This window comes from Sporosarcina sp. FSL K6-1540 (assembly GCF_038620285.1).
Taxonomy (GTDB): Bacteria; Bacillota; Bacilli; order Bacillales_A; family Planococcaceae; genus Sporosarcina; species Sporosarcina psychrophila.
In genome coordinates this window covers 4,661,135-4,679,498 of record NZ_CP152018.1, presented here as the reverse complement: position 1 = coordinate 4,679,498, position 18,364 = coordinate 4,661,135, and the positions used below count along the sequence as shown (strand labels likewise).

Sequence of the window (18,364 nt, the reverse complement as noted above, 5' to 3'; positions counted from 1 at the left end):
TGAAGGAGGAATTACATGTACCCACAACAAATTCACAGTTATTTACTGCAGTTTTTTAATGAAAACAATTGCCAAATATTAAATGACAATGATCATTATATCAACGTTCAATTAACGGTTGATATGGATAAAAAAATTATGAACAGACCATTTTATTGGAAATACTTAGAGAGTACAGATGGTGAGCCCAGTCCAGCACAACTAACTTTTATCACTGATAAAAATAGGCTTGTTGAAGACGTTAAAGGGGAAGTTATACACTTCGGTTCCCCACGGCTCAGTCAACTGTTTGAAGCAACAAAAGAGATGGGTTCTTTTGTACAGATGTATGAACGGGTAGCAGATAAACTTGGAACGCAAACCATATTAACACCTTGGTTAGCTGTTAATTATAAAATATCATATTACAGCGATCAAACGAAGGAAATTCTTTATTCGTTAGGTATAAACTTAATGACGGGCCAGGTGAATGAAGGGTTTCAGGAATTGTTAAGTGCAGTGGATTTAGATACCACTATATCGGAAAACACCTTTAATTTACCTTATATTATTAAACCCATTCGTGCCCTTGAACGATTGGATGGGATAATTGATAACTTCATACAGAAAGCTGATCACACATGGGCTGAAGAAGCGAAGTTGAGATGGCGAAAGGATCGCAGGGTATTAGAATACTTCTATGAAGGGGTAGAAAATAAGCCGGATTGTTATGAGATTGAGAAAGAAGCGATGGACCAACAATACGAAGCGAGAATTAAAATTGACATCATCAATGGCGGATTATTTTATTTGAAATGAATTTGAAGTATTTCTGTGAGAAACTATCCCAAATAGGTAAGACCTTTCGCAAGTTTACTGAACATGCGAAAGGTCTTTTCTTCGATGTTGTGGATTAATTACGTTAAAATAGGTAGTAGCCATAACATTAGATGAAAATAAATGACGAGGATGACATATGAAAGCATATATTTTAAAACTTTCCTTTGAAGACATAAAGCCGTATATCTGGAGGCGCATTATTTTACCCGCAGGTGCGACATTTAACCGTTTACATGAAACAATCCAGAACGTCACAAATTTTCAAAGCACACTTGAGGCGTACCATACCTTTGGAGTGGAGATAGATGATTATTTTATCACAAATAATGAATCGATTTTAGACGAATATAAAGGGAAGACCTATTATGGTAAAACGGTCAAGCAGCCAGCGAGTATAAAAATCGATTCGTATCTTGAAAAACACAGTCATTTCATTTATAACTATGATTTTGGTGACGACTGGCGGATTCTTGTGGAGCTTGAAGAAATAGTAGAGGATTATTATTTTGGCTATCCCACATTACTTAATGGAGAAGGAACGGCGCACCGGAGGATGTTGGCGGTCCCCCAGGATATGAAGCTTTTCTAGAAGTGTATCAAGATTCGACACATCCAGATTATTTATCCACATATGCATGGGCGGAGGAGCAGTTCTACTTACCTTTGGACATTGCTTGGCTGAATGATCGTTTAAAATATGTGAAATACAAAAAGACAGAATGGCAATATATCGATCATGAAAATTATCATGTGCTATCTGATAAATATCGCGGTGCAAAGTCGGTAGATCCTGACTTACTGCCTAACAAAAACCTTATCGTCCAGTATGCTATAGCATGTACTAATTTATATGGATTGATTGAGTATCCAAAGTTTTTGGAGATTTATAATTCTCAAAATGAGCCAGCTGTATCGAGTAGTGAGCTACAGGCACTGTTAGCAGATACTCATGCCGCAAAACAGCTAGCGAAAGAAAGTGTGGTTACACATAAGAGAGCATTGATCCATGAAGCCATTGAATATGTCGAGAATTATTCTGCGTTTTTAGAAGGAACCATAGGAAAGCCATTTTATGTACCTGTAAAAGAAGAGCTATTGCGCTACGCAGATGATTTATATTATGAAAAGACAAGCCATCAAGAAAAGCTTGGAAATATGCTTGCGAAAGACTTTTTTGGTGGTAGTACGCTCATGATTAAAGATGAAATTGATGAATTGGTCGGTCAATTACAAGGTGTGCACGTTAATTTCCAAGGAATAGTGCAGAATTTTTTAGGGCGTTTTAAATGTAAAGATATGAAGCAAATGAATGAATATATGCAAGTTATCACCATGATTGCGAACACCACGCGCATTTGGGAAAATAGAGGTCATACACCTCATGAACTTGCACAAATGGGGAAACACCATTTAATGCCGCTACCTAGCACCCCATTTAGCGTAATTGAGGGTGGGAGAACGGGCCGGAATGAACCTTGCCCATGTGGCAGTGGGAAAAAATATAAAAAATGTTGCGGAAAATAAAGCACAACTAAAACCGGTTGTTACTTGGAGGAAGCAATTTGTATGATCCCACAATTTTTGAAAATCTAAAAGTAGCATTTGAAAATCAGGTGTATGATTTAGATAATGTAGATCGAAAAATCATGATTACTAACCGGGTCGACCGAATGGATTTTGCCATTATGGCTCGAGATTTTGCTATTCAATTTACGCTAGCAGATCACCCCCATGTGACAGCAGAGATTGTATTACGGGCATCCGTAAAAGATTTGGCAGGGGAGATTTTAGAGCTGCCTAGTAAAAATCTAGGTTGTTTATTAGTAGTACGTTTTAACAAACCTGTTCAAAATGTAGCCGTACAATGCAAGCGAATTGAGCAAGCATTAAATATCATTTGGGAAACTGACATTCAGTTAACGCAAACAGTAAGCTTCGTGTATGAACAAGAAGCGTCAAGTTACCAGAACCTTATTGAAGTGAAATTCAAATCTAAAATTAACGAGGAACATATGGGTGACATTGCAGAATTTCTAGATCATGTGTTGGAATCGTTGGAAGTCTTAAATGATATAGAAGCATAATGTCGGGCTCCGTTTTGCTGGAAGGAAATCCTCTAGCTAATTTCAGCATATAGTGCAAGGACAACAATTGAATTTGAACAGGAGGGATTGCGTTTTACGGGAATCGTACATTGTTGGACTTGAAGACAGGAGATGTAAACGGAGACGGTATTCTAGACACGGTTTATTTATATGGTCAAGTCGCTGGACCACCGGGTATCTTCGCTGACAATATTACACTTATTATTCAAGATGGCAAGTCTTATAAAAGTACAACCGTACATCTCAAAAACAACGCGGGATATAATGCACGGTTGTTCCTTGGCGATTTTGACAACGATCTTGTACCTGACATAATGGTAAGCATTGATACGGGTGGGAGTGGGGGATATGGCATCTTTTATATCTATTCCTTTAGAAATAACAGTTTACATGAACTCTTTAATGTCGATAGCTACAATGAAAAATACACATTCCAAGTAAATTATGAGGATTTCTATAAAGTGCGTGTTGAAAGTTCTCGGCAAAACCTATTGTTCACCATAGATATCAGCAACAAAGGCCATGATTATTTAGCACAGTATTACGATGATAATGGACTACTAAAAAATCCGTTAAAAGGTGAAGTTCTTGCCTTAGGAGCTTTACATCCAATCATTACAACTAACGAAAGTTACAATTATGATCTATTGGCCCTACAGCGCATTATTGGACCAACAAATGCAGATACATTAGGATATGTTGAAAACCTTTTGACATGGAAAGACACTCAATTAATTTCTAATCGGTTGGCTGTTTCTATACCAAGCACAAATTAGTAGCACTTCCACACCTGATGATTAGTGAAAAACATGATTACCTATTTAGGCGCTACGTGTATACTCTTTGCTACTAGTAAGCAAAGAACGCATTGTATAACGTGCGAGAGTGCCCGAAATTGCATCTTCGGGCATTTACAATCCCTCTAGAAAGTTGTCTATTCTATATTTCAAACAAAACTGTATTTTCCACACCTGATTGGTTTAGTGAATAAGTACCGTATTTAGAATAGAAAACACCTGAAATCCATTGACCAAACGTCGGTGGAATTCAGGTGTTATTTTTTTGTGGACCAAACTAATATAATTAAAATCAACTAAAGAGTAATAGTGAATCTATTTTATGTTTTCACCGATACAATAAATAACTTAATTTGTATATCGATTATTAGCATACTGGAACAGAACTAGGAATAGTATTGGTAGAGTATTATGGAGGTGGAGTAGATTGGAGACAAAATTGAAAAGCTTATTATCGAATGCTGTTTTCTGGAATATATTCAAGTGGATTCACTCCCTACGTAAGATAGGACAATCCATAAGAGGTCTGCTCGTCGGGAATCGAGATTTGCTAACAGAAAGATTATTAAATAGAAGTATTTTTTCTACTGAATATAATTCATAGAGATTTCACTTCTAGGCTTTAGTGCTATTGTATTGTCTACTAAATTTACGCTGGAAGGGGAATCGAATGTCAGAATTTCATCAACAATCATCAGTTGAAGTCATGAAGATGTTGGACGTGACAAATCAAGGATTGAGCGATTATGACGTCCAAAATAGGCAAGAAGTATACGGTTATAATGAATTGCTGGAAGGAAAAAGGACAAGTACATTCTCCGTTTTCTTTGGACAGTTTAAAGATTTATTAGTCATTATATTATTGATTGCCGCTTTCATTTCATTTCTATTAGGTGAAGTAGAAAGCACGATTGTGATTATGATTGTCGTTATATTAAACGCAATCCTGGGCACTGTGCAGCATGTGAAGGCAGAACAGTCTTTGGATAATCTGAAAGCTTTGACCTCTCCAGTTGCAAAAGTGATGCGAGATAAACAGATAGTAGAGATTTCTTCAGAAGATATAGTAGTTGGAGATCTTCTCTATTTAGAGGCTGGTGACTATATAAGTGCTGATGGCAGATTAGCAGAAAGCCATAATTTGCATATTAATGAAAGTTCGCTAACAGGTGAATCATTGGCTGTTGCGAAAAGTACTGCGCCCATCAAAGAAGATCGTGTAACGATTGGCGATAAAAAGAATATGGTGTTCACTGGAAGCTTTGTCACCAATGGACGTGGTACCGTCATTGTTACATCCATTGGTATGGAAACGGAAATCGGGAAAATCGCAAATTTACTGGATACTGCGAAAGAGAAGAAAACACCTTTACAAGTAAATTTAGATCGTTTTGGGGAAAAATTAGCTTTAGGAATTACGATGATCTGTTTAGCCATTTTCATTATTGATCTTTTTCGAGGACGCGAGTTAGTAGACTCGTTTATGTTTGCTGTTTCGCTGGCGGTTGCAGCAATTCCGGAAGCGTTAAGTTCGATTATTACCATTGTGCTGGCATTTGGGACACAAAAAATGGCGAAGGAAAATGCCATTATACGTAAACTCTATGCTGTTGAAAGTCTGGGAAGTATTTCCGTTATTTGTTCAGATAAAACGGGAACATTAACGGAAAACAAAATGAGTGTTCAACAAGTATATATTGATCAAAAAGTCATTTCGCATGATGAACTACATACAGAAAATGCGATTGAGAAAAATCTTATCTTAAAGGCACTATTGTGTAATGACGCCTTGGAAAGAGATGGTAAAGAAATTGGTGATCCAACTGAAATTGCACTTGTGAAATTGGGGAAGCAGTACAATCTTGACGAATTAATCGTAAGAAATCACTATCCAAGGCTGGCCGAAATACCTTTTGATTCAGACAGAAAGCTAATGAGTACAGTACATCAGTTCAATCAGCGCTATACTTTGATTACAAAGGGAGCAATAGATGTTCTTCTATCCAAAATTGCGAAAATTGAAACCTCAGAAGGTGTACTTTATATTACGGATGAACATCGTAATAAAATTGAAGAAGTGAATCGTGACTTTTCTATGAATGGTTTAAGAGTACTTGCAATTGCTTACAAAGAGATATCGAAAAATCAACTAATCGATGTCGAAGTCGAAAAAGATTTAATTTTTGTCGGATTAATAGCGATGATGGATCCTCCGAGAAAAGAGTCAAAATCAGCGGTTGAAAGCTGTATAAAAGCAGGTATTAAACCAGTTATGATTACAGGTGACCATAAAATAACAGCAACTGCTATAGCCAAACAAATTGGTATTTTAAACGATCCATCAGAAGCGATCGAAGGACATGAAATTGAAGGATTAACTGATCAACAACTACAAGAAAAGGTTCAAGATTTCTCTGTCTATGCTCGTGTAACACCAGAGCATAAAATTCGCATCGTTAAAGCTTGGCAGGAAAAAGGAAATGTAGTTGCGATGACGGGAGATGGTGTCAATGATGGTCCTGCCTTAAAACAAGCCGATATCGGTGTGGCGATGGGGATAACCGGTACTGAGGTAGCGAAAGATGCATCCTCTATGATCTTAACGGATGATAATTTTTCAACGATTGTCAAAGCTATTTCGAATGGAAGAAGCCTCTATACGAATATTAAAAACGCCATTCTATTTTTATTATCAGGGAATGCAGGTGCTATTTTTGTTGTTTTATATGCAACAGTATTAGGTTTACCCGTCCCTTTTGCACCCGTGCATCTATTATTTATTAACTTACTTACCGATAGTTTGCCGGCAATTGCAATAGGTTTAGAGCCGCATAATAAAAACACAATGAAGGACAAGCCAAGGGATATTCACACTCCATTATTAAATAAAACATTTACGACTCAAGTGATACTTGAAGGCTTATTAATTGCTATAGCTACGATCATTGCTTTTCGAATAGGATTGTCAACGGGGGATACGCAAACAGCAAGCACAATGGCATTTGCAACATTATGTTTGTCAAGATTAGTACATGGCTTCAATTCTAGATCTAAAGAATCGATCTTCACAATAGGTGTGTTTTCGAATCTCTATACTTGGCTAGCATTTTTAATAGGTTTTATATGTTTACATTTAGTGTTATTTGTTCCATCGCTTACGGGTGTGTTTGAAGTCGCAACATTAAGTGGGATACAATTAGGTTATATTTATTGCTTGTCCTGTATGCCGTTTCTAGTTAATCAGTGGTATAAAGTGTTATTCGTAAGAAGTAAATAATGCTCATATAAACTGGCTCCAGTTGTATGAGTGTCAGAAACCATACACATCTGAAATAAAGTCGTACTGTTTATTAAAAGTTACAGCGGTTTATCCCTTTGGGTACTAGTATCCAAAGGGATTTTTAATTTTTTTTATGCTTCAGCATTCAAAACCCCGAATTAGCGATCCACTGACGAATTCCATCATAAACAGGCTTTGTTCTTTTGGTGATTATCTATGGGGTGTCACAACGTAGAAATAACAAAAAGAGAAATTAGATTATATTTGCATTTTTAATATGAATCGTGTACGATTTAGTTGTGAACGATTTAAATAAAAGAAAAAGGAGTTTTTGACATGAAAGCACTTTATGAAACGACGATCATTAACACAGGCGGACGTGATGGGTATGTCTATTCACCGGACAATATTTTCAATTTGGATGTTGCAAAACCAGCAGCACTAGGGGGCGATGTCACAACTGCAACGAATCCGGAGCAGCTATTTGCTGCAGGTTACAGCGCATGCTTTAACAGTGCGCTTGAGTTACAGTTGGAGAAGGGGAAAGTTGACTTTTTAAGCAGTGAAGTAATAGCGACTGTTTCTCTTTACCCAGATAAAGAAGATAAAGGTGTTAAACTTGGCGTCAAGCTCGAAGTAACAATTGAGGGCGTTGACCATTCCGTCGCGGAAGAATATGTGAATAAAGCGCACCACTACTGTCCGTACTCTAAAGCACTCAATGGTAACGTTGATGTTGAAATAGTGATTAACTAAAAGGAGACTTAAAATGGTATCAGTTTATGATTTTGAAGTAAAAAAAACAAATGGGGAAATCACGTCACTGAAAGAATATGAAGGCAAGCCTCTAATTATTGTAAATACAGCTAGTAAATGTGGATTAACCCCTCAGTATGGCGGATTGCAGTCGCTTTATGAAAAGTACAAAGATGAAGGGCTGACGGTTTTGGGATTTCCTTGCGACCAGTTTAATAATCAAGAGTTTGACGATATTAATGAAACAACAGAATTCTGCCAAGTGAATTATGGTGTCACGTTCCCCATTTTTGCGAAAATTGACGTGAACGGTGACGATGCGGATCCACTTTTCACACACTTAACGACAGAGAAAAAAGGGTTGTTTTCGAAAAAAATCAAGTGGAACTTTACGAAGTTTTTAGTGAATCAACAAGGAGAGGTTGTAAAGCGATATTCGCCGCAAACTGAACCTGGAAAAATCGAAGAAGATTTGAACAAGATTTTATCATGAAGGATTTTCTGTCATTGAACAGCCAGCTTTGTTTCGCTGTATACGAAACGGCTGGAGAGTTTAATAAGCTGTATACAAGTGTATTGCAGCCGTTTGGTTTGACGTATCCGCAATACTTGGTGCTTTTAGCGTTATGGGAAAAAGATGAAGTATCGATGAAAGAACTTGGTACACGACTCGACCTCGGAACCGGAACGCTGACGCCGATGATTAAACGTATGCAGGAAAACGGCTGGGTACGAAAAGAACGCTCACAAGAAGATGAACGAAAAGTGTATATTTATTTAGAAGAAAAAGCGCACCGCGATCAGGGGCCAATCACGAAACAAGTCGCAGAAGAAATTCAGCTCTGTAACATCAGCTTGTCTGAATATGATGAGCTGATGACGCGACTGAATGAGCTGCATCAAAAAATGAAAGAACGAGCAAATTCTACCGGTGCGTAAAGCGTAGGAGGACAGTCCCTTAGTAGCATTCACTCTTTTATTATTCATTGGCGCGGTATGGATGTGATATTAAGTCTATATTTAGGGAAAGTAAAAGAGTTAATTGTACAAATGGTAATCAACTAAATTTAACCATTAAATTACTGCTTACTTTTGCGGTGAATACTAGACACCCCATGTACACGTGCTTGCGGATCGCTTTGGATTGAACGACTACTGCATCATTATCGGGATTTATAGCTGTTTAGGGGTGCGATAAAGTCGCACCCCTAAACAGCTATTTTCGTTAATCGTATGGTGGTCTTTCATCCGTCGCTTTCCGAAGGTACAGGTACACGAAGTGCTAAAGATTTTGGGAACGAGTGAATAACTACTTACTCTATCTTTATAACATATCGTTTTGAATTTAAGTCATTGTCACTTTCTATATAGCGTCTGCTCCAAGGCAATTCTGAAATCAAAGAGTTTACAGCATGCTTACCCAAACGGGATGGATTTGACATGTGGAAAGATTTACTGAAGATAACAATCGAAGAGTTAACGAGCCTTGATTCATTCAACAAAGGGAAATGATTAAGAACAGTCCTAAGCCTCTATTTTCTATAATAAACACAAACAACTTAATATTGACAGTGTGTATACGTTTGTATACAATTAAGATAATAACACTGAGTATACAAATGTATACAAAGGGAGGAGAATACAAATGAGAGAAGAACATATCAATGGAGAAGGTCGTCATCGCGGCAGACGCCACGGAGGGGAAGAGGGCGTGCATCAGCGTGGTGCGAAAACCTTTCGTCGAGGAAGAGCAATTGCGTTTTTAGAGCGTATGCATCTGAAGCGTTCAACTATTATGCAACAGTTAGATCAACCCGAGTTTCTATCAATCCAGCCGATTTTAGTCGGTGAATTAAAAGCGATTGATATGATCATTAATGAGTTTATTCAACTATTTGAAATCAATGTAGATGAAATGTCGGATCGCAAGCCAATGGTAGATGCTAATGAGGAAGGGATTGAGTTGGATGAAAAAAATTAACGGATATATCGATTCAGTGTTTACGAAGCAAGATACTCTGTTGGAGGAAGTGATTGCATCGATTGAAGGAAACGGTATGCCTGCCATATCGGTTTCACCTTCTTCTGGCAAGGTACTTACGATGCTGACAGCCATTTCAGGGGCGAAAAATGTGCTGGAAATCGGGGCGCTTGGCGGCTATAGTGGAATTTGTCTTGCCAAAGGGTTTGGTAGTGAAGGGAAATTAACTTCCCTTGAATTAGAGGAGAGATATGCAACGTTAGCAGCTAGCAATTTAGCGAAGGCTGGCTTTGGTGATCAAGTATCTTATAGGACGGGGCCAGCTTTGAAAAGCCTTGAAGGATTAGTTGACGAGGGGCAGCGATTTGATTTTTTCTTTATCGATGCAGATAAAGAAAACTATGAAAATTACTTAGACTATTGCATTCGACTTGCGGAGGCGGGTGCGTTAATCGTGACGGATAACGTACTGGCTGGCGGTAGTGTAGTGGATCCGGAGGCGAAACCAAAACGTTATACAGAATTAATGAAAACATTCAATGAAACGGTAGCAAATCATCCCCAATTGGAATCGCTTCTTATTCCAATCGGGGATGGGATGACGATTTCACGAGTGAAGAGATAACAGAAGAATTTCAGTGACATAACTAACGGGGTCTCTTTTGGGGGAATAAACAAATAACAATGGAAATCGTACTTTACTCAGAACGTTAAAGAGAAGACTATCATCGATAAAAGCATTAAAAAAGGGCGCCCTATAAGCGCTCTTTTTATATATTTTTTTGTGAGTTATGAGAGACACTTTACAACAACTTATCAACTACAACTATAAGCATCCATTAGTTGGGTGATTTCTTTTGAAATTTCATTATCTACTTTTCCTACTTAATCGTCTGATAGAAGCGTTCTCAACATTTTCTTATCACCAAGGTACTTAATTTCCTCTATTCCACCTGGGCGAAGAATCGCTATCCCTGTTATTTCTGCATCCACTTTATCTTCCCCTTTTTTTTCATATTCAATATAAACAGTAAAGTAATAATTCGTTGGGGTGTCTTTATTTTGCTCTATAACGATTTTACTAACAGTTGTCTGATAATCGTATTTGTCCGCCGCTAAGTGGAACATTAATACATAAGTTCTCACTAATTTATCGTAACCAGTTTCGGAAAAATAAGGTCCGTAGCTATCCTTTAAATATGCGCTATACTCTTTACTGAATGGTACGCTCGCCTGGTTCTGTTTCTCAGCCCACTTCCACAGTTCATTGTGTGCTTGTATTGCTTCTTTATTTGGAGTAGTCAATTCATACTCCAGATAGCCTTGAATAAGTTCTATGTTTTTGTCTTGTGGTTCGTCTTGAGTACAGCCTACAAGTAATAGGAATGTAAGAGCTGCAGATATGACAACGCCAGTCTTCCCTCGAAAGACCTTCTCTATGAAGAAAGAAATACGATTCGAACGTGATTTATTATGGTACATAGTCTCAACCACCTCCTCTTTTTTTATTTTTTATCTATTTCTTATACGGAAAGTATGTTATAAAAGTTTCATTTTTCAAACTATTATGAAAGGCAGTGACTGGCGCCAGTCACTGCCTTTCATATGATAATCATTGTCTATACCACTGTCAGATATTGAAGACCCCTCGTTGTAAACTGTAGGCGCTGTTTATTTCCCGACAGATGCCTTCTATTTAAATGGGATGATTCATCGAATTTCCAGCGCCAACTGAATGAGTTACTCAACAGTAGTATGACGTTACCTATAAGAATAGTTGGTGCAAAGACATCTATGGTGAAAATATAGTAATTGGATGATTAAAATGACTGAGTATCCATCAAACTGTTATGTAGAACAAGAATCTTTCAGAGGCAAATTCGACATGTTCTTTGTAAAGGAAAGCAAGATGCATTTGAAGCCGAATACCATTTTTAATTACATTCCAAAGTTAGGAGTTATATAAAATGACAATTACTAATTTTAAAAAATTAGAGGAAATCAGACAGGCACTCAATTCAAGGTTTTTCGAACGAGAGAACGAAGTTGAGGGGATTCTTGTAGCTCTGCTCTCTAGACAGCATATGCTCATGATTGGGCCTGCTGGAACTGCGAAATCCGCATTGGCGTTTGAATTAGCAAAAATAGTACAAGGAACAGAATACTTCCAATGGTTGCTGACAAGGTTCAGTACACCCGAAGAAGTTTTTGGCCCGTTGTCGTTAAAAGACCTTGAACAAGGTGTGTACAAGAGGAATACAGCAACTAAAATGCCAGAAGCTAATCTAGTTTTCCTTGACGAAATATTCAAAGCAAACTCGGCAATCTTGAATAGTTTACTGACGCTTATCAACGAAAGACTCTTCTATAATAACGGAACGCCAGTAAAGGTTCCTTTAATGTCAGTTATTGGTGCTTCGAACGAATATCCTGAAGAAGGAGAAGGGCTTGAAGCTCTTTTCGACAGGTTTTTACTTCGGTTCGAGCTAGACTATATTGCGGATGATACGAATTTTGTTTCTATGATGAAGGGGACCGGTCAAAATCAGGCCATGCCTTCCTTGACGATGGATGAATTGATTCAACTCCAGTTTTTGACGGACAGGGTTACAATACCGGATGAAGTGTATGAAATTCTTTCGGAAATTCGTACTAATTTGCGTGACGAGGGAATTCGGCCTTCTGACAGGCGGTTTCAACAGTCGCTTTCAGTCCTTCAAGCGAAGGCGTTGATAAACCAAAGGCAAGTTGTGAAGATAGATGATATTGTCATCCTGGAAAATGTACTCTGGGAAACGGTGGATCAAAAAGATACCGTGTCTTCCATTATTCGCAACCATTCACAAGATGTTGTTACTCAGATCCTCTACTCCATACAAAATGAAGCAAATGAAGTATTCTACGCCATACTGCAGGATCATTCGCCAGAAGCAGGAATGGAAGCAACTCAAAAAATGAAAGCTTTAGTGGCTGATTTGAAGAATCTCCAAAGTAACAATCAAAGTCGGAAGGCTGATATTGGCCCATTACTTGATAAAGTGACCTCGATGGAACATGAAATCCTGGATAGTATTTTAGAACCGTGGTATTTTGAATCCCAAAATGACAAGAGGGGCTCCACCAGCACCTTTTTTAATATGTGAAAGGGGGTATTCTTTATGAAGAATCGTTCAGTCTTGAATACGGACGCATACGATAAAAGACGTTTCAAAGAAATTTTCGACATGTCTCTGGGTCTTCAAAAGGTAAGAGGTGAAGGTGCGTTGCCAATGTTCGAACCATTGCTGGCTGATATTTGGGCTTCCTTATATAAGATGAAACCAGAAATTTTGGCAAAGGACGTAGACAGTGTACTTAAGGTGAATAAAACACTCATGGACAGAATCATGGCGGATGAATCCTTTGTACACTACCGAAGCTTCACCCGATTGAATGATTTATTGTCAGCTATCGGCACGGTGAAATTCGGAGAAAAGACGAATCAATGGCTGGCTGACCAAAAAGAGGAAGATGAAGACTTTCAAAAACAGATCCAGGAAATTCACGCAATGCAAAGGCGACTTCAAGAGCAGGATTGTCAAGAAGATCCAGGAAGTGGAAGTCGGGTGTTAGAAGAGATTTTTAATGAAATGATGACTAAATTTGATGAGAAATTGCAACAGTTGCTTCAAAATAACAGTCATAGCTTTTCACAAGCATTGGCTCAAGCCATGCAAGAAACAAAACAAGTGAAAGACGGTCTAAAGTCTTTGCTTGGCGGCTGTAGTGCAGGGAGTGGTGATGCGGAATTAAAAAAGGTTCCTTTACGCGACCAACTAGCATTAGCTGAAAAAATGGCTTCTGATAAAACGATGAAAGAAATAGCGGAGTGGGCGGGTAGATTCAAACAGATAGCCCGTAAAAAGCAGAAATCCATACATAAAGAGTCTATGGGAAGAAGGGGAGTTACGTTAGGCAACGATATCGAGAGGTTACTCCCGATGGAATTTGGCTTATACATGCATCCAATATCGAAGAACGATTTTCTTCGTCGCTTTGTGGAAGGCCAAACCATGCAATATGAACAGAAAGGGCGTGAGGTATTGGAGAAGGGGCCAATCGTACTTTGTCTAGATCAGTCAGGCAGTATGTACAAACTGGATACACAATCCAAAGGTTTTATATTAACCCTAATGTCCATTGCGAGAAGGCAGCGAAGGGATTTTTGCTTAATATTATTCTCTACTCTGACAGAAATTCATAAATATGAAAAAGGGAAAATTAAAGGGTCTGATATGGTTAGTTTGGCTCGAACCTTTCTAGGTGGGGGTACGAATTTTGCACTTCCGCTTGATGAAGCGATGAATGTAATCAATGAAAGTCGGTTTAAACAAGCCGATTTGGTTTTCGTTACGGATGGTGAGGACACTTTAAACGATTCATTTCTACTAGAATTCAACAAAAAGAAAAAAGAAAAGGATTTCAACGTTCTTTCCCTAGTGCTCGGAAGCAGCATACATATAGTAGAACAATTTTCAGACAGGGTTGTTCAAGTTTATGATTTTGATGACGCAGGCAGTTTTACTGCCTTTGAAATATAAACTATATATGTTGAACAAATGAATCAGGCGTAGGAGTGAGGTGATTGATGTGAACACTGTTTGGAAAGGATTTATCTCGTTTGGACTAGTTACAATTCCAGTAAAGTTACACTCGGCAACAGAGGATAAAGGGATTAAGCTAAGGCAGATTCATGATAAATGTAAGAAACCGATTAAACAGGAAAAGGTATGTCCTATTTGTAACGAGGATGTGGATTCCAAGTCACTTGTGAAGCGCTACGAGTATGCGACTGACCGATTTGTAGTTATTACAGATGCTGAATTAGAGGGCTTGAAGAGTGATATAGAAGAAAAATCAGTTGAAATTGTAGAGTTCGTGAAGTTGAAAGAAATTGATCCGGTATATTTTGATAAACTTATTACTTGGCTGCAGATAGCAACGGTTCAAAAGCGTACGCATTGTTAAGGGAATCGTTAGCCAAGTCGAAAAAGATTGGCATTGCAAAGATAACGATACGTTCTAAGGAACGTCTTGCAGCTGTACGGGTACTTGATAACCATCTAGTTCTAGAGACGTTACATTTCCCAGATGAAGTTAGGTCTACAATTGACCTTCCACAAATCACTAACGTCAAATTAACTGCAAAAGAAAAAGAAATTGCATTATCTTTAATCGAACAACTAACAGCAGAATTTGATCCGACTAAATACCACGACGAATATCGTGAACGCTTAGTAAAATTGCTTAAGAGTAAAATACCTAAGAATGCAGAACAACCATCGAATGTTATTAATTTAATGGAGGCAATGGAGAAAAGCATTGCAACAATCAAGGAACAAAAGAAGCGGGCATGAAGTTAGTTAAGCCTATGCTATTGGAGTCTCAAGAGGAAGTACGTTCTGATGAGGGATGGTTATACGAACCGAAGTTTGATGGTATCCGGCTGTTAGTTGGAAATGACCATTCATATACTCGTCATGGAACAATAACCACCAGTCGCTTCCCTGAGCTTATATTTGTTGGTCAAGAGGTTTTATTAGACGGTGAGTTTATTGCACCCAGCACGAATGCCCCCGACGACTTCGCAGGATCTATGTCTCGCTTCGGTGGAAATAAAAATCAATCAATCTCATTGATGGGATTTGATGTTCTTTCATATAAAAATAAATCAGTCATTCGTTACCCACTCGAAGAAAGAAAAGCAATATTAACAGAATGTATAGCTGGAATTGATTCGCCTTACATTAATTTAATTCCCTACGTTTACACCGAAGGGGCAGCACTTTTTGCGTGATGAAAGAAAACAGAATGGAAGGCATGGTTGCCAAGCGATTGGGGACACCTTACATTCCTGGCACCCGTTCGGATGATTGGCGAAAAATCATTAATTGGAGTTATCATGATGTGGTTGTTACGAAGGTAACGCTTGGGCCGCTAACTGTTCAGTTACATAGTTCAGAGGGAGATTATTTGGGGAGCGTTGTTATTGGATTCACCAAAGAGATAAGGCAGATGTTAAAATCATTGGCTCCCCCTTTTTCCGTTATGGTTAAATCGCGGGGGTGGACAAGTTGAGGTAAACTACGATTACCCCAAATAATTAAGGTGAAATAAGAATAAAAGTGATTAGGGCAAGGACAATAAGTCCTTGCCCTAATCACTTTTATTAGATTTACAGTTCATGGTATTTACAATATATTCAAGGTATCGACTGGAGGTGGAGTGGTTGAATTGAAAAAACTAATATATTAAATAATACCATTTTATAAATCAATTACTAATATTACCGTACTTACTCTAATTCATATTTAGATATAATTGATATATTGGAAGCACCAAGTAATCTGTTCTTTCTTCTATAGTTAAGCGGTTAAAGAAGTGCTCCGCTTCGGTTTTACTATTTAACAATACGTTACAGCTAAACATCGCTGCAATATTTTCGCGGAATTCTGCACTGTATTTCATTTTAATGAGTACTTCAATTTGTTCTTTATTCAGACTTCCATTCAAACGATAATAAACCTGGAGTACATTGATCTCAATTTGCATTTCATAATCCGCATCTAATTCAGTTACCTTCAATTGCATATAAACATATTCTGCTAATTCAAGGAACTGTGTATTTTGTGTATTATCATAAGAAGTTATGCAACTTAAACAAAATTTATTTATCCATAGAAAGGTCACATTGTTCAATACCCTAACAGGGTCCATGAAGGAATCCTGAATTATTCTTAAGTTGATATTAGCACATGTTTCTAGCTCATTCGAAGTTAAAAATATAAATGGGCTAATTGCAAATCTTTCATCTGATTCCCAAAAGTGCAAAACTGTTTCAAACTTACTATAAGTTTCAGAGAATGCATTGATTAATAGTTTTTTCTCATTTGGATTATAGTAGACGAGTATTCTTAAATCACCTACATATAGGTTTAGTAGACCCCCTTTTTCAAGACTCTCTTTATTTATTCTCGAATAATCATGATTCACAAATATATCTGCAATCAGTTGGATCTTTAAATAGATGTCCTTAATATTTCCAATTATAATTGTTTCGTTAGGAATACTCAATTCTTCAAAAACAGGCTTGACCTCATTTAATAATTTAAAGTTATGTTTCGAGTTTTCGATCATTTCTTTTGTATCAAGGTCATTCATTTCGATGAAAACACCTCTAAAACTGACGGTTTTCCCAGCTAATATGAGCTCTAAGAAGGGAAGTACTTTTAGTTGCGATGCAATGGAGTGAAAATTAAAGAGATTAAACTTAATTTGTTGTTCCGAGTCATTAATATCAAAAATGACTTCCAATGAATTTTCTAACGTTACTTTTATAAAGTTTTCCCGCTCTTCAACTTTTAAGTGGAAATTGAAAGGTACCCCATCAACCTCGAAATCTTCTTTTCCTTCCCTAGTCATTTTTCCAATTACTCCAAATCCAATAGGGTAGTCGAAGTCCTTTTTTGTACCATATATATAAAAGTCATGTTCGAATATATTATCTGAAATATTATTCGGATTAAAGGTTAAACTTTTAAAGCTAAATGAATCGAATTCATTTATTTCAATAGGACAGTAGTCGCCTAGACCAATTGATTGCTTAGGACTTTCCGAAAGGAAGTTTTCACAGATAGTTTGAATGTTTGTTTCCTCTAATTCTCTTAGGTAAACAACTCGACTTTTTTGCTTTTTATTTTCTCCGAAATGGGTAATTAATTTTTTTAATTCGAGAGGCAACAAGTTCTTATAAAAGGTTTTTGTACTTCCATCTTGCTGGACTTCAACGACAAATAGTAAAACACCATTATTTTGGTAATAATTTTAATAGTGTTCCATTGAAAAAGTAAATGAAATTAATCCTTCTGTAAACTTATTAACTTGGGTGCCTTTTACTTGTATAGGGACTCTTCCTAATAGCGATTGTATTGTTTCATTCTCGTTTTCAAATACTTGAATATCTCCGTCAAATGAAATTCCTTTGTCCCCAATAGGGATATTTGGGAGTAAATGATTACCAGGTCTATTAGCTTCATTTACAATCGCCTGAACAGCTAAACGTTCAATTCTACTGTTATCTAGTTTAATTATTGATTCTCATTTTCTAATGATTAATATGTATATTATCGAAGGCATTCATCCATGAAGGAACCTAATGGACTTGAGGATAGGGGTGGGGCTATGCACTGGGTATACGTTTTAAGCGTACTCAAAAACTTCCAATAATGGAGTTTGCCCCTTTAAATTCACTCATCATAGAAGCTTGAATTATCTACTTTAATATCATCAATTTCAATATCTATTTCTAAAGGAGTAATTACATCAATTTGCAATTCGATATTGAATGGATGGGACATACTCATCCTTATCCCATCCCCATTTCTAAAATCACGGTTAGAACCATACTGATGTTCAACGTCTACTATGCCAGCAATATTAGCAAGTAATAAAATTACTGTCACTATGCAGCGCTTTATAAACGTCGAAATGATAGTAGAATGTTCTATATTCTTCGACACATTCCGAATCTTTAATACAGCGTAATCCTGTTTCGCACATCTCAAGGATTTTTAGTGATTCCCTTTCC

18 protein-coding genes and 1 pseudogene are annotated in these 18,364 nt (G+C 37.4%); 16 read left to right on the top strand and 3 right to left on the bottom strand.

Translation table 11 applies throughout. The annotated features are described in order from the left end of the window. Nucleotides 1-15: 15 nt before the first annotated feature. The 11 genes from MKY15_RS22485 (at nt 16) to MKY15_RS22435 (ending at nt 10,363) form a co-directional block, all read left to right on the top strand. On the top strand, nt 16-798 hold the full coding sequence (locus MKY15_RS22485; RefSeq protein WP_342538644.1) for a YqhG family protein: 783 nt from the start codon (nt 16-18) through the stop codon (nt 796-798). A gap of 157 nt (nt 799-955) precedes the next feature. After that, the gene (locus MKY15_RS22480) at nt 956-1,408 is read left to right on the top strand and encodes a plasmid pRiA4b ORF-3 family protein (RefSeq protein ID WP_342538643.1); all 453 of its coding nucleotides are present in this window, start codon (nt 956-958) and stop codon (nt 1,406-1,408) included. A 74-nt stretch (nt 1,409-1,482) separates the two neighbouring features. Next, nucleotides 1,483-2,343 (top strand): SEC-C metal-binding domain-containing protein, encoded by an 861-nt coding sequence (locus MKY15_RS22475; protein WP_342539814.1) that lies wholly within the window; start codon nt 1,483-1,485, stop codon nt 2,341-2,343. 38 nt (nt 2,344-2,381) lie between these two features. Further along, the gene (locus tag MKY15_RS22470) at nt 2,382-2,903 is read left to right on the top strand and encodes a hypothetical protein (protein ID WP_338656097.1); all 522 of its coding nucleotides are present in this window, start codon (nt 2,382-2,384) and stop codon (nt 2,901-2,903) included. Between the two features lie 110 nt (nt 2,904-3,013). Then, nucleotides 3,014-3,700, top strand: coding sequence for a VCBS repeat-containing protein (locus tag MKY15_RS22465; protein WP_255428460.1), 687 nt, complete (start codon nt 3,014-3,016; stop codon nt 3,698-3,700). A 691-nt stretch (nt 3,701-4,391) separates the two neighbouring features. Beyond that, the gene (locus tag MKY15_RS22460; RefSeq protein ID WP_338656101.1) at nt 4,392-6,998 is read left to right on the top strand and encodes a cation-translocating P-type ATPase; all 2,607 of its coding nucleotides are present in this window, start codon (nt 4,392-4,394) and stop codon (nt 6,996-6,998) included. A 339-nt stretch (nt 6,999-7,337) separates the two neighbouring features. Beyond that, nucleotides 7,338-7,757, top strand: coding sequence for an organic hydroperoxide resistance protein (locus MKY15_RS22455; RefSeq protein WP_340742414.1), 420 nt, complete (start codon nt 7,338-7,340; stop codon nt 7,755-7,757). Between the two features lie 13 nt (nt 7,758-7,770). Next, entirely contained in the window at nt 7,771-8,250 is a 480-nt protein-coding gene (locus tag MKY15_RS22450) for a glutathione peroxidase (protein ID WP_187045255.1), read from the top strand. After that, entirely contained in the window at nt 8,247-8,696 is a 450-nt protein-coding gene (locus MKY15_RS22445; protein WP_342538642.1) for a MarR family transcriptional regulator, read from the top strand. Before MKY15_RS22450 ends, MKY15_RS22445 begins: the two co-directional genes overlap by 4 nt. A 706-nt stretch (nt 8,697-9,402) precedes the next feature. Next, a complete protein-coding gene (locus MKY15_RS22440) occupies nt 9,403-9,738 on the top strand; it encodes a hypothetical protein (protein ID WP_342538641.1) in 336 nt (111 codons plus the stop codon). Further along, on the top strand, nt 9,725-10,363 hold the full coding sequence (locus MKY15_RS22435) for an O-methyltransferase (protein WP_342538640.1): 639 nt from the start codon (nt 9,725-9,727) through the stop codon (nt 10,361-10,363). Before MKY15_RS22440 ends, MKY15_RS22435 begins: the two co-directional genes overlap by 14 nt. Before the next feature lie 260 nt (nt 10,364-10,623). Here the strand turns inward: MKY15_RS22435 and MKY15_RS22430 are convergent, their stop codons facing one another. Next, on the bottom strand, nt 10,624-11,220 hold the full coding sequence (locus MKY15_RS22430; protein WP_342538639.1) for a hypothetical protein: 597 nt from the start codon (nt 11,218-11,220) through the stop codon (nt 10,624-10,626). A gap of 485 nt (nt 11,221-11,705) precedes the next feature. On the opposite strand from MKY15_RS22430, the gene MKY15_RS22425 reads away from it, so the two are divergent. The 5 genes and pseudogenes from MKY15_RS22425 (at nt 11,706) to MKY15_RS22405 (ending at nt 15,855) form a co-directional block, all read left to right on the top strand. Continuing rightward, on the top strand, nt 11,706-12,881 hold the full coding sequence (locus tag MKY15_RS22425; protein WP_338656111.1) for an AAA family ATPase: 1,176 nt from the start codon (nt 11,706-11,708) through the stop codon (nt 12,879-12,881). Nucleotides 12,882-12,896: 15 nt separating this feature from the next. Beyond that, nucleotides 12,897-14,318 (top strand): VWA domain-containing protein, encoded by a 1,422-nt coding sequence (locus MKY15_RS22420; protein ID WP_342538638.1) that lies wholly within the window; start codon nt 12,897-12,899, stop codon nt 14,316-14,318. Nucleotides 14,319-14,358: 40 nt separating this feature from the next. Beyond that, nucleotides 14,359-15,134 (top strand): annotated as a pseudogene (locus tag MKY15_RS22415) (Ku protein). Continuing rightward, the gene (locus MKY15_RS22410) at nt 15,131-15,574 is read left to right on the top strand and encodes a hypothetical protein (protein ID WP_187045248.1); all 444 of its coding nucleotides are present in this window, start codon (nt 15,131-15,133) and stop codon (nt 15,572-15,574) included. Before MKY15_RS22415 ends, MKY15_RS22410 begins: the two are co-directional and overlap by 4 nt. Next, nucleotides 15,571-15,855 carry a hypothetical protein gene (locus MKY15_RS22405; protein WP_187045247.1) on the top strand — a complete coding sequence of 95 codons (285 nt, stop codon included), beginning with the start codon at nt 15,571-15,573 and terminating at the stop codon, nt 15,853-15,855. Before MKY15_RS22410 ends, MKY15_RS22405 begins: the two co-directional genes overlap by 4 nt. Before the next feature lie 222 nt (nt 15,856-16,077). Here MKY15_RS22405 and MKY15_RS22400 read toward each other — a convergent pair whose 3' ends face one another. Both MKY15_RS22400 and MKY15_RS22395 read right to left on the bottom strand, forming a co-directional pair. Then, nucleotides 16,078-17,517, bottom strand: coding sequence for a hypothetical protein (locus tag MKY15_RS22400; protein WP_342538636.1), 1,440 nt, complete (start codon nt 17,515-17,517; stop codon nt 16,078-16,080). A gap of 506 nt (nt 17,518-18,023) precedes the next feature. Further along, nucleotides 18,024-18,239: a hypothetical protein gene (locus tag MKY15_RS22395; RefSeq protein ID WP_342538635.1), complete on the bottom strand. Its 216-nt coding sequence runs from the start codon at nt 18,237-18,239 to the stop codon at nt 18,024-18,026. Nucleotides 18,240-18,364 lie beyond the last annotated feature (125 nt).